This is a genomic window from Mesorhizobium sp. BR1-1-3, assembly GCF_020165455.1.
Lineage (GTDB): Bacteria > Pseudomonadota > Alphaproteobacteria > Rhizobiales > Rhizobiaceae > Mesorhizobium > Mesorhizobium ciceri.
Window position 1 is genome coordinate 105,293 of sequence record NZ_JAIUIC010000015.1, and the last position, 12,423, is coordinate 117,715.

The 12,423-nt window shown below is 64.2% G+C and carries 11 protein-coding genes and 1 pseudogene; 7 read left to right on the forward strand and 5 right to left on the reverse strand.

Annotation, left to right across the window (positions count from 1 at the left end; all coding sequences use genetic code 11):
* Window positions 1-123 precede the first annotated feature (123 nt).
* The 3 genes from LB559_RS27680 to LB559_RS27690 are packed head-to-tail and all read left to right on the forward strand — an operon-like array spanning window position 124 to window position 4,141.
* Complete coding sequence (locus LB559_RS27680) at window positions 124-1,617, forward strand: NAD-dependent succinate-semialdehyde dehydrogenase (protein ID WP_224675452.1); 1,494 nt, start codon at window positions 124-126, stop codon at window positions 1,615-1,617.
* A gap of 32 nt (window positions 1,618-1,649) precedes the next feature.
* Window positions 1,650-3,029, forward strand: a complete 1,380-nt coding sequence (locus tag LB559_RS27685) for an aspartate aminotransferase family protein (protein WP_063170117.1) — start codon at window positions 1,650-1,652, stop codon at window positions 3,027-3,029.
* Window positions 3,030-3,037: 8 nt separating this feature from the next.
* Window positions 3,038-4,141: an alcohol dehydrogenase family protein gene (locus LB559_RS27690; RefSeq protein ID WP_013530321.1), complete on the forward strand. Its 1,104-nt coding sequence runs from the start codon at window positions 3,038-3,040 to the stop codon at window positions 4,139-4,141.
* A 12-nt stretch (window positions 4,142-4,153) separates the two neighbouring features.
* Here LB559_RS27690 and LB559_RS27695 read toward each other — a convergent pair whose 3' ends face one another.
* From LB559_RS27695 to LB559_RS27705, 3 genes and pseudogenes are all read right to left on the reverse strand, one after another.
* Window positions 4,154-5,200, reverse strand: coding sequence for an ornithine cyclodeaminase (locus LB559_RS27695; RefSeq protein WP_064994643.1), 1,047 nt, complete (start codon window positions 5,198-5,200; stop codon window positions 4,154-4,156).
* 28 nt (window positions 5,201-5,228) lie between these two features.
* Entirely contained in the window at window positions 5,229-5,639 is a 411-nt protein-coding gene (locus tag LB559_RS27700; RefSeq protein ID WP_318014187.1) for an FMN-binding negative transcriptional regulator, read from the reverse strand.
* A pseudogene (locus tag LB559_RS27705) lies at window positions 5,638-6,003 on the reverse strand (FAD-dependent oxidoreductase); the annotation flags it as partial. The gene LB559_RS27700 and the pseudogene LB559_RS27705, both read right to left, overlap by 2 nt.
* 145 nt (window positions 6,004-6,148) lie before the next feature.
* Here LB559_RS27705 and LB559_RS27710 point away from each other — a divergent pair.
* Genes LB559_RS27710 through LB559_RS27725 form a run of 4 tightly spaced genes read left to right on the forward strand, consistent with a single transcriptional unit; the run spans window position 6,149 to window position 9,817 of the window.
* Window positions 6,149-7,087 carry a MurR/RpiR family transcriptional regulator gene (locus LB559_RS27710; RefSeq protein ID WP_224675454.1) on the forward strand — a complete coding sequence of 313 codons (939 nt, stop codon included), beginning with the start codon at window positions 6,149-6,151 and terminating at the stop codon, window positions 7,085-7,087.
* Window positions 7,084-7,731 carry a cysteine hydrolase family protein gene (locus tag LB559_RS27715; protein WP_013530318.1) on the forward strand — a complete coding sequence of 216 codons (648 nt, stop codon included), beginning with the start codon at window positions 7,084-7,086 and terminating at the stop codon, window positions 7,729-7,731. The genes LB559_RS27710 and LB559_RS27715 overlap by 4 nt, the downstream gene beginning before the upstream one ends.
* On the forward strand, window positions 7,728-9,050 hold the full coding sequence (locus tag LB559_RS27720) for a glutamine synthetase family protein (RefSeq protein ID WP_224675455.1): 1,323 nt from the start codon (window positions 7,728-7,730) through the stop codon (window positions 9,048-9,050). The genes LB559_RS27715 and LB559_RS27720 overlap by 4 nt, the downstream gene beginning before the upstream one ends.
* Complete coding sequence (locus tag LB559_RS27725; RefSeq protein WP_024502302.1) at window positions 9,050-9,817, forward strand: N-formylglutamate amidohydrolase; 768 nt, start codon at window positions 9,050-9,052, stop codon at window positions 9,815-9,817. The genes LB559_RS27720 and LB559_RS27725 overlap by 1 nt, the downstream gene beginning before the upstream one ends.
* Window positions 9,818-10,003: 186 nt before the next feature.
* Here LB559_RS27725 and LB559_RS27730 read toward each other — a convergent pair whose 3' ends face one another.
* Complete coding sequence (locus tag LB559_RS27730; RefSeq protein ID WP_024502301.1) at window positions 10,004-11,023, reverse strand: NADP-dependent oxidoreductase; 1,020 nt, start codon at window positions 11,021-11,023, stop codon at window positions 10,004-10,006.
* Between the two features lie 25 nt (window positions 11,024-11,048).
* Window positions 11,049-12,371 (reverse strand): LLM class flavin-dependent oxidoreductase, encoded by a 1,323-nt coding sequence (locus LB559_RS27735; protein ID WP_063172791.1) that lies wholly within the window; start codon window positions 12,369-12,371, stop codon window positions 11,049-11,051.
* Window positions 12,372-12,423: the final 52 nt, after the last annotated feature.

Below are 12,423 nucleotides of genomic sequence, written 5' to 3' on the forward strand. Positions count from 1 at the left end.
GAGATTCTCTCGCCGGGCAACCCGATAGAGAGAGTCTCTCTACGTCAGGACTTCCAAACAGCCTCTCTATCTGCATCGGGCGGATAGTCTTCCCTTATCAGTCCGAACCGGGAGGCTTTGACCATGTCCGCGCATTTCGCCCGCTCGCATCGCCATGAAGCGCTCGACGGCCTCGCCGACCGCCGGCTGCTGCGCGAACTGGCCTATGTCGATGGCCACTGGACCGCAAGCGAGGCTGCCGAAAGCTTCGAGGTCACCGATCCGGCCACCGGCACGACCGTCGCTTTCGTCGCCGCGCTCGATGGCCGGCAGACGACAAAGGCGATCGATGCCGCGGCGCGCGCCTTCCCGGCCTGGCGGGCGCTGTTGCCGCAGGAGCGCTCGAAAATTTTACGAAAATGGTTCGAGCTGATCGTCGGCGCCAAGGATGATCTGGCTCTGCTGATGACGCTTGAACAGGGCAAGCCTCTGCAGGAATCGCTGGGCGAGATCGACTACGCCGCCTCCTTCGTCGAATGGTATGCCGAAGAAGCAAAACGCCTGAACGCCGAGAGCGTCACTAGCCATCTGCCGAACGCCGAGATGATGGTGCGGCGCGAGCCGCTCGGCGTCGTCGGCGTCGTCACGCCGTGGAATTTTCCGTCGGCCATGCTGACCCGTAAGGCGGCCGCCGCCCTTGCCGCCGGCTGCACCATCGTCGCGCATCCGTCCTCGGAAACGCCGCTGTCGGCGCTGGCGCTGGCCGAACTCGGCGAACGCGCCGGCCTGCCCGTGGGCGTCTTCAACATCGTCACCGGCAAGGCTTCGACGATCGTCGGCCGGATGTGCGAAGATCCGCGCGTGCGTGCCATGAGCTTCACCGGCTCGACCGAGATCGGCCGGCTGATCGCCGCCCAGAGCGCGCCGACCATGAAGCGGCTGGTGATGGAGCTTGGCGGTCATGCCCCGCTGATCGTCTTTGCCGATGCAGATCTGGACAAAGCGGTTGATATCGCCATCGACGCCAAATTCGCCACGTCGGGCCAGGACTGCCTCGCCGCCAACCGCATCTACGTCCAGCGTCCGATCTACGATCGGTTCTGCGCCGCCTTCGCCAAGCGCATCGAGACGCTGCGGACCGGCAATGGCCTAGCCGAGAAGATCGACATCGGGCCGCTGATGCATGAGCGCGCCATCAAGAAGGTGGAGGAACAGGTCGCCGATGCCATCGCTCACGGCGCGCGCTGCCTCACCGGGGGCAAGCGGCACCAGGCCGGCCCGCTGTTCTACCAGCCGACGCTGCTGGCCGATGTCAGTGAGGAAGCGCTGATCATGCGCGAGGAGACGTTTGGCCCGGTTGCCGCCGTGACGCCGTTCGACAGCGAGGATGACGTGATTGCCCGCGCCAACGCCACCGAGTATGGCCTCGTCGCCTATGTCGTGACCGAGAATGGTGGCCGGCAGCAGCGCATGGGCCGCGCGCTCGACTACGGCATGGTCGCCATCAACCGCGTCAAGATCACCGGCGCGCCGATCCCGTTCGGCGGCGTCAAGCAATCGGGCATCGGGCGCGAAGGCTCGCGCCACGGGCTCGAAGCCTTCACCGATCTGAAGTATCTCTGTCTGGACGTCGCCTAGGTTCGTCCTGCCATCCCTCAAGGAGTTAAAAAATGCTCGACCAGTCCAACGAACTCGCCGCCTGGGATCGCGACCACTTCTTCCATCCCTCGACCCATATGGGCACGCATGCGCGGGGCGAAAGCCCGACACGCATCATGGCCGGCGGTGAAGGCGTCACCGTGTGGGACAACAATGGCAGGAAGAGCCTCGATGCCTTCGCCGGGCTCTATTGCGTCAATGTCGGCTACGGCCGCCAGAAGATCGCTGACGCCATCGCCGCCCAGGCGAAGAACCTCGCCTATTACCACGCCTATGTCGGCCACGGTACCGAGGCCTCGATCACGCTGGCCAAGATGATCATCGATCGCGCGCCGCAGGGCATGTCGCGGGTCTATTTCGGCCTCTCCGGTTCGGATGCCAACGAAACCAACATCAAGCTGATCTGGTACTACAACAACGTGCTCGGCCGGCCGGAGAAGAAGAAGATCATTTCGCGCTGGCGCGGCTATCACGGCTCGGGCGTGATGACGGGATCGCTGACCGGGCTCGACCTGTTCCACAACGCCTTCGACCTGCCGCGCGCGCCGATCCTGCACACCGAGGCACCCTACTACTTCCGCCGCGCCGACCGCTCGATGAGCGAGGAGCAGTTTTCGCAGCATTGTGCCGACAAGCTCGAGGAGATGATCCTGGCCGAAGGCCCGGAAACCGTCGCTGCCTTCATCGGCGAGCCGATCCTCGGCACCGGCGGCATCGTGCCGCCGCCGGCCGGCTATTGGGAAAAGATCCAGGCGGTGTTGAAGAAGTACGACGTGCTTCTGGTCGCCGACGAAGTGGTGACGGGCTTCGGCCGACTGGGCACCATGTTCGGCTCCGACCATTACGGCATCAAGCCGGACCTGATCACCATCGCCAAGGGCCTGACCTCGGCCTATGCGCCGCTGTCGGGCGTCATCGTCGCCGACAAGATGTGGCAGGTGCTGGTTGAGGGCTCCGACAAGCTCGGTTCGCTCGGCCATGGCTGGACCTATTCGGCACATCCGATCTGCGTTGCCGCCGGCGTCGCCAATCTCGAGCTGATCGACGAGATGGATCTTGTGACAAATGCCAAGGAGACCGGCGCCTATTTCCGCGCCGAGCTGGCCAAGGCGGTCGGCGGCCACAAGAATGTCGGTGACGTCCGCGGCGACGGCATGCTGGCAGCGGTGGAATTCGTTGCCGACAAGGACGACCGGGTGTTCTTCGACGCTTCGCAGAAGATCGGACCGCAGGTGGCGACAGCGCTTGCCGCAAGCGGCGTCATCGGCCGCGCCATGCCGCAGGGCGACATTCTTGGCTTCGCGCCGCCGCTCTGCCTGACCCGCGAGGAAGCCGACATCGTCGTGTCGAAGACCGCCGATGCGGTCAAGAGCGTGTTTGCCAATCTCTGAGATCGACTATGAATGCCATGACCAGAACCCTCCCCGCCACCATGGCCGCCGTGCTGCTTGTCGGGCACGGCGGGCCGGAAAAACTCGTCTACCGCAGCGATGTGAAAGTGCCCGCGCCTGCGCCAGGTGAAGTGCTGGTCAAGGTCAGCGCTTGCGGCATGAACAACACCGATGTCTGGGTGCGCCAGGGCGCCTATGGCACGGAGGAGGACGCTGCCGCCGTGTCGACATGGCGGCGCCAGGGCAACACGCTTGTTTTCCCGCGCATCCAGGGCACCGACACCGTCGGTACCATCGCCGCCGTCGGCGAAGGCGTGTCGCCGGAGCGTATCGGCGAACGGGTGATGGTCGATTTCTCCATCTACAATCGCGACGACGATTCGCTCGCCGACATCGACTATATGGGCCACGGCCGCGACGGCGGCTACGCCGAATACCAGGCCGTGCCGGCCGAGAATGCGCATGTCGTCGATACCGACATGAGCGACGTCGAACTCGCCACCTTCTGCTGCGCTTACCTGACCGGTGAACAGATGCTGGAGCGCGCCGGCTTGAAGGCCGGCGAGCGCGTGCTGGTCACCGGCGCCTCGGGCGGCGTCGGTTCCGGCATCGTGCAACTGGCACGGGCGCGCGGCGCCATTCCCTATGCCGTCGTCGGCAAGGGCAAGGAACAGGCGGTGCTGGACATCGGCGCCGAGGCGGTCATCACCCGTGGCGTCGCAGACCTGCCGCAAGCCGTGATTGAAGCGACCGGTGGCCAACCGATCGACGTGGTGGCCGACCTGGTCGGCGGCGCGATCTTCAACGACCTCTTGCGTATTCTCAGGCCCGAAGGCCGCTACACGACCGCGGGCGCGATTGCCGGTCCGGTCGTGCAACTCGATCTCAGGACCATGTATCTCAAGCAGTTGCAGTTGCATGGTTCGAGCCAGGGCACGCGCGCGGATTTCCGTCGCATCGTTGGTTACATCGAGGCGAAGAAAATCCGGCCGCTGGTCGGTGGCGTCTACAAGCTCTCCGATTTCCACCATGCGCAGGCGGATTTCATTGCCAAGGATTTCGTCGGCAAGCTGGTGGTGGTGCCGGATGCCATGTGGGGTTCGGCTGGCTGAACACTCTATGCCTCAACCCTGCTGGGCCGCCCTCAACAGCATGCCGAACAGATCGCGCGGTTCGTCGGGGTCGGCCAGCATGTCGAGTTCCTGGTAGAGGCCGGTCGAGCGCAGTTGATCCCTGACATAGCGCAACGCCGAAAAATCCTCGATGGCGAAGCCGACCGAATCGAACAGCGTGATCTGGCCGGAATCGCGCCGGCCTTGCACGGCGCCTGACATCACCTGCCACAACTCGATCACCTCATGATCCGGCGCAAGCTGCTGGATCTCGCCCTCGATACGGGTCTGCGGCGGGTATTCGACGAAGATGTCTGAGCGCAGCAGGATATCGCGATGCAATTCGGTCTTGCCGGGGCAGTCGCCGCCGACCGCGTTGATGTGCACGCCGGAGCCGACCATGTTGTCGGTGAGGATAGTGGCGTACTGCTTGTCGGCGGTGACGGTGGTGATGATGTCAGCCCCTTCGACCGCCTCCTGCGCGGTGCCGCAAGCGACCATGTCGAAGCCTAGACCGGCGAGATTGCGGATGCATTTTTCGGTGGCCGTGCGGTCGATATCGTAAAGCCTCAGCCTGTCGACGCCGAGCAGCGCCTTGAAGGCCACCGCCTGGAATTCGGCCTGGGCGCCGTTGCCGATCAGCGCCATGCAGCTGGAGCCGGCCGGCGCCAGATACTTGGCGGCCAGAGCCGACATCGCCGCCGTGCGCAGCGCCGTCAGGATGGTCATTTCGGACAGCAATACCGGGTAGCCATTGTGGACGTCGGCGAGCATGCCGAAGGCGGTCACGGTCTGGCGTCCCTCGCGCATGTTCTTGGGATGGCCGTTGACATATTTGAAGCCGTAGACCTCGCCGTCGCTGGTCGGCATCAGTTCGATGACACCCTCGGCGCTGTGCGAGGCGACGCGCGGCGTCTTGTCGAACAGCTCCCAGCGGCGGAAATCATCCTCGATGTAGCCGGCGAGTTCGACGAGGAAGCGTTCGACGCCGATCTTCAGCACCAGCTTCATCATATGATCGACGCTGACGAAGGGCACGATGTTGAGATTGGGGATCATTTTTCTTTTCCTTGCCGCATGCAGGCGCTCAGTCCTGGCGATGCGCGTTGTGCGCCTTCATCATCGTTGCCAGCGCCGGATCGTTTTGCTCCAGCACCCTGATGGCTCCGCCTGTGTCGTAGAGGCGCTCATCCTGGCCCATCTTGAACTTGGCTTCGAGCCGCCCGATCGGCAGGTCAAACCCTATGATACCAGGTATGCGTCGCTCCATGCCGCCTGGTCCGAGCTCACGCATGCGCCAGCGATCGTCGCGATCCTTCTCCAGCACGTCGACAAGCTGCAGGAGATGCCGGGCGGTGCCGTGATCGTCGAGCGGCACCGGATGTCCATGACAATGCACGACGGCAAAGTTCCAGGTCGGCGCGCTGTCGCGCACCGGATTGCGCGGATACCAGGACGGCGAGATTGTCCAGGGCAAAGCCCGGTGCGGCATCGGCATATGCCTGCGGCGACAATGTCTCGATGCGCGCGCCCTCGCCGCGGATGCGTTCGGCTGCCGACGTCCAGCTCGCCTTGTTGTCGTTGCCGCAGACCCACATCATGCCGATTTCGGTGACAAAGGATCCTTCGCCCGCGACTTCGGGCAGCGACACCAGGATCTCTCGGCCACGGATGGATAGCTGCGACAGTTCCGGCATCAGGTAGAAGGCGTGCAGCAGCGCCGACGATCTGCCCGACGGGCCGCCGGCGGGATGGGTCTGCTCGACCAGCGTGACCTTCACACCGGCTTTGGCCAGATCATAGGCCGCGCTCGATCCGACAATACCGGCACCGACGACGATGACGTCGCTTCCATTTCGCATGGCTGTTCCCCACAGTCTCTTGGCTGCTTTTCGACAAGGTAGGGCCAGCGATCGCGCAATGTCAACATCTCTTCATTGTTGACCGAGATTTAAATCTCTGTAATAAACTCGACAAAACAAGAGAACACGGATTCCGGGGAGGCCCATGGCGATACGCGATGTTCTGATGCGCGGGGATCTTGCGCTGACGCCGTCGGAGGAGAAGATCGTCCGACTGCTGTTGACGGACTATCCGACCTCCGGCCTCGGTACCGCCTCATCGCTCGCCCGGCGCGCTGGCGTCAGCGATCCAACCGTGGTGCGGCTGGTGATGAAGCTCGGCTATGAAGGGTTTCCGGATTTCCAGGCGAGGCTTCTGGCCGAAGTCGAGGCAAGACTGCACTCGCCGCTGCTGATGATGGAGGCCAAGCGGCAGAGCGGTTCCAACGACAGCGCCGTGCTGGCCTATCTCGATAGCGTCACCACGGCCTTGCAGAAAGCCACCGCCGCGACACCCGTCCAGACTTACGAGCGGGCGGCCCGCTTGCTGATGGAGGCCAAGGGCGAGATCGTGCTGGTTGGCGGCCGGTTCAGCCGCCACATCGCCGGCATGCTGGCCGGCTATCTCGTGCAGTTCCGCTCCGGGGTTCGCGATCTCGGCGTGCTCTCTCCGCAGATCTTCGACACGCTGGCCGACCTCGGCCGGCGCGACGTGCTCGTCGTCTTCGACTACCGCCGCTACCAGCTCGATGTGATGGCCTATGCAAAACAGGCGGCGGCCCTCGATGTGCGCATCCTCCTGTTCACCGACCAATGGCTGTCGCCGATATCAGATCTCGCCGAAGTCACCATCGTCAGCCCGCTCGAAGTCGCCTCACCTTACGACACGCTGGCGCCGGCGATCGCACAGATGGAAGCGCTGGTCGCCCATATCGTTTCGACGCTGGGCGACGAGGCCCGCGCCCGCATCGAGCGACTCGAAAAGGTGCGGCATGCCAATGCCGTGACGCTCGACAGCGACCCGCAAGAGAACGGCGCGCGCAAAACACCCGGCCCCCGCAAGACACCGGGACCCAAATCAGCAAAGCAGGACGACAAAGCATGACCCAGGCCCTACCCAAACGAGACGAAGCCTTCCGTGCCGGCGAAACGGCACTGCTGCTCGTCGACATGCAGCGCATCTGGCTGGAGCCGGGCGCCGATCCATCGCATCCGGAACGCGGCCCCGATCATTATTTTTACCGGCAGACATCCTCGCAGACGATCCCCAACCAGGAGCGCCTGCTGGCGGCGGCGCGGGCCAATGGCGTCGAGGTGCTGCACACCATCATTCAGAGCCTGACCGAAGACGGCCGTGAGCGCTCGCTCGACCACAAGCTGACACCGATCCATGTTGCGCCCAGTCTCCCCGAAGGACTGCCGGTGGCATCGCTGGCGCCGGTTGGCGACGAGATCATGCTGCCGAAGACGTCGTCGGGCATCTTCAATTCGACCAATGTCGACTATCTCCTCAAGAACCTCGGCATCCGCTATCTCGTCGTGGTCGGCGTGCTGACCGATCAATGCGTCGACATGGCGGTGCGCGACGGCGCCGACCGCGGCTATCTTGTCACCTGCGTATCGGATGCCTGCGCCACCATCACCCAGGAACGCCACGACATCGCGCTCAAGGCCTTCGGCGGCTACTGCTGGGTGGCCGACACCGACACGGTCGTCGACCGCTTCAACGCTTTGGGAAAACCGGCATGACGTCGACTGTCGAGCCTCTGGTTGCCGTCGTCACCACGGATCTCTCCGCCGTCACGCGGGGCCGTTTCGTTGCCGAAAGCAAGTTGCAGAAGACCGCCACGACCGGCGTCGGTTGGCTGCAGGCCAATCTGTCGCTGACACCGTTCAACTCGATCGTCGATCCCAACCCCTGGGGCTCGTCGGGCGACCTGCGGCTGATCCCCGATCTCGAGGCGCGCTTTCGCACGACACGCACCGGATCGGCAACGCCATTCGATATGATCGCCGGCGACATCGTCGAGCTCGACGGCAGCCCATGGCTCGGCTGCACCCGCACGATGCTCAAAGACGCGCTGGCCGATTTGAAAGCCGCAACCGGCCTGTCGGTCATCGCCGCCTTCGAGCATGAATTCAACGTCGCCGACGGCGGCTTCGCACAGGCGCATTCAATGTCTTTCGCCGCACTGCGCCGCGCCGATCCTTTCGCGCCGAATCTGATGGCGGCGCTCGAGGAAGCCGGCGTCGTGCCCGAGGTGGTCATCGCCGAATTCGGCGACGAGCAGTTCGAGGTGACGCACGAGCCGGCGGACGCGCTGACGGCGGCCGACCGCGCCGTCGCCATCCGCGAAATCACGCGCGAGTTGGCGCGCAATGCCGGCTGGCGTGCGAGCTTCGCCCCCAAGACAGCGCTAACCGCCGTCGGCAACGGCGTCCACATCCATTTCAGCTTCGTCGACGACGCCGGCAAGCCGATGACTTACGATCCGGCACTGGCGGGCGGCCTTTCCGCCAAAGCGGGCGCCTTCTGTGCCGGCGTGCTGCGCCATCTGCCTGGGATGACCGCCATGACGGCGTCGAGCGTGTCGTCCTTCTACCGGCTGAAGCCGCACAGCTGGAGTTCTTCCTACACCTGGCTTGCCGACCGCGACCGCGAGGCGTCGCTGCGCATCTGCCCGACGGTGACGATCGGCGGACGGAATCCGGCGCGGCAATACAACATCGAATACCGGGCCGCCGACGCCACCGGCAATCCCTATCTGTCGCTGGCGGCGGTCATCCGCGCCGGGCTGGAAGGGCTGAAGGCGGGCCTGCCGTCGCCACCTTTGGTCACCGGCGACCCGACACTGATGAGCGAGGCGGAGCGGGCAAGTCTTGGTCTGGTGCGCCTGCCCGAAACCCTGCCCGCGGCACTGGACGCGCTGCTGGCCGACGGCACCGTGACGGGATGGTTCGCGCCCGTCTTCATCGAAACCTTCGTCGGCCTCAAGCGACATGAAGCCGAGCGTCTTGCCGGTCTCGATCCGGCCTCCATCTGCGATCTCTACCGGACGCTCTATTGATGACCGCAGTGACAAAAAAAGATTGGCCCGAGGCCGTCGAGGCCCTTAACGAGCACGGCCGTTCCGATATCGTGCTGTTGTGCGAGCATGCGTCCAACCACATGCCGGTCGAGTATCGACAGCTTGGCCTCGATGCCCACCATCTGCAGCGCCACATCGCCTGGGATATCGGCGCCGCCGAAGTGACCCGCCTGCTGTCGTCGAAGCTCGATGCTCCGGCCTTCCTCAGCGGCTATTCGCGGCTGCTGATCGACCTCAACCGGCCACTGGGCACGCCAGGCAGCATTCCGGTACTGTCGGAAGACACCGACATTCCCGGGAATGTCGGCATCGATGCGGCGGAGCGGACCCGGCGCGCCGAGATCATCTTTTCGCCGTTCCATGACCGGGTGACCGCTTATCTCGACCGCCGGGCACAAGCAGGCCGGCAGACGCGGATCGTGACGATCCATTCTTTCACGCCGGTCTTCCTCGGCGTCAGCAGGCCCTGGCATGCCGGCGTGCTGCATGACCAAGCAAGAGGTCTCGCCGAAGCGATCCTTTCGGGCCTGCGCACCGATGCGGCGCTCAATGTCGCGGCCAACGTGCCCTATGTGATCAGCCGCGACGCCGACTACGCCGTGCCCATTCATGGCGACGATCGCGGCATCGCCGCCGTCCTCGTCGAGATCCGGCAGGATCTTTTGTCGACACGGTCCGGCATCGAGGAATGGGCGGACCGGCTGGCGGCGGCACTGCCGGCACTCGAGACAGAAACCGTGCCGTGAGCAATCCAAGCCTGCGCGAGCGCGACGCCGCGACCATCGCCCAGATCGGCAAGTTGCGTTTCTCGCCGCTCAGCGTCATCGGCAGCCGGGGCAACCGGCTGATCGGCGGCTGCTGGCAATCACGCCCCGCGGCCACGGCTGCGGCAGAAATTACCCAAGCAGCCCCGCCTGATCGTTGCGCGGCATTTATTCCGCGATACGCACGATCAGCTTGCCGAAATTCTTGCCATCGAGAAGGCCGAGAAAGGCCTGTGGTGCATTTTCGATGCCATCGACGATATCTTCCCTGTAGCGGACGCGGCCGGACGATATCCATTCGGCCATCTCACGATAGAAGGCCGGGCGCTGGTCGACAAATTCACGCTGGATAAACCCCCTGATCGTCAGGCTGCGGTGCAGCACTTGCTGCATCAATACCGGCAACCGGTCGACGCCGGCATCCGCGATGACGTTGTACTGCGCGATCAGCCCGCAGACCGGCACACGCGCAAATTCGTTCAGCAGCGGAAACACCGCGTCCCAGACAGGACCACCGACATTCTCGAAATAGATGTCGATGCCACCGGGGCAGGCTGCCTTCAACTGCTCGGCAAAATCATCGGCACGGTGATCGACGACCGCATCGAAGCCGAGTTCGTCTCGCACGAAGGCGCACTTGTCGGCACCGCCGGCAATGCCGACGGCACGCGCGCCCTTGATGCGCGCGATCTGGCCAACGGCCGACCCGACCGCGCCGCTGGCGGCCGCCACGACGACCGTCTCGCCAGGCTTCGGCTGCCCGATGGTGAGCAGACCGGCATAGGCCGTGAAGCCCGGCATGCCGAGCACGCCAAGCGCCGTAGTGATGGGTGCCGCAGCGGGATCCAGCTTGCGCAGCCCGACACCGTCGGACAAGGCAAAACTCTGCCAGCCGGAATGGGACAACACGATATCCCCTTCGGTAAATTCCGGGTGGCGAGAGATCACGACGCGCGCAACGGTACCGCCTTCCATCACGCCGTCGACATCGACGGGCCTGGCATAGGATTTCGTAGCGTTCATGCGCCCGCGCATATAGGGATCGAGCGACAGATAGAGGATCTGCAGCAGCAGTTCGCCCTCTCCCGGCTGGACGACATCAACCGTCTCGATGCGGAAATCATCCGGCTTTGGCCGGCCTTGTGGCCGCGCCGCGAGCACGATGCGGGTGTTGGACTGGATCGACATCGAAAATCTCCCTGCGAAGAAGGCTCTACTCGAAAAACCGGTTGGGCGGACGCTTCAGGCCGAGATTCTCGCGCAGTGTCGACCCTTCATATTGCCGCCTGAAGATCCCTCGCCGTTGCAATTCCGGCACCACCTTCTCGGCAAAATCATCGAGCCCGGCGGGCAGGTATGGAAACATGATGTTGAACCCGTCGGAACCCTCGCCGATCAGCCATTCCTCCATCTCGTCGGCGATTGTTTCAGGCGTGCCGACAAAAGCAAGGCCGGAATAGCCGCCCAGCCTTTGCGCAAGCTGCCTGACGGTCAGGTTCTCCTCGCGTGCCAGTTCGATGACGCGCTCGCGGCCACTCTTCGAGGCATTGGTCTCGGGGATTTCGGGCAAGGGCGCGTCGGGATCAAAACCGGACGCGTCATGTCCGATGGCGATCGACAGCGAGGCGATGCCGCTCTCGTAGTAGACGAGACTGTCGAGCTTCGCCCGCCTGGCCTGCGCGTCCTCGATGCTGTCGCCGACAACGACAAAGGCGCCGGGCAGGATCTTGATGTCGTCACGCGACCGGCCAAGCCTTTCCGCACGGCCTTTGACGTCGGCGAAGAAGCGCTGCCCCGCCGCGAGATCGGCATGGGCGGCGAAAATGACCTCCGCTGTCTCCGCCGCCAGTTGGCGTCCTGCCTCCGAGGCGCCGGCCTGCACGATGACCGGCCAGCCCTGGATTGGCCGCGCGATGTTGAGTGGGCCGCGCACCGAGAGATGCTCACCCTTGTGGTCGAGCACATGCAGCCTGGCCGGGTCGAAATAGAACCCGCTTTCGGCGTCGCGGATGAAGGCATCGTCGGCAAAGCTGTCCCACAGGCCGGTGACGACATCGTAGAATTCCCGGGCCCGCCGGTAGCGCTCGTCATGCTCGACATGCTCGTCGAGGCCGAAATTGAGCGCCGCATCCGGATTGGACGTGGTGACGATGTTCCAGCCGGCGCGTCCGCCGCTGATATGGTCGAGCGAGGCGAAGCGGCGGGCAACATGATAGGGCGCGTCGAACGTCGTCGATGCGGTGGCGACCAGCCCGATATGGTCGGTGACGGCGGCGAGCGCCGACAAAAGCGTGAACGGCTCGAACGAGGTGACCGTGTGGCTGCGCCGCAGCGCCTCGATCGGCATGTTGAGAACGGCCAGATGGTCGGCCATGAAGAAGGCGTCGAACTTCGCCGCCTCCAAGGTCTGGGCGAAGCGCTTCAGATGCGCGAAATTGAAATTGGCGTCGGCATAGGCGCCCGGATAGCGCCAGGCGCCGGTATGCAGGCTGACGGGGCGCATGAAGGCGCCGAGGTGCAATTGTTTTTGTGTCATGAAAGTCGTTTCGACCGATCGATACAGTCGAGCACTAGCGCTCGAATCCTAA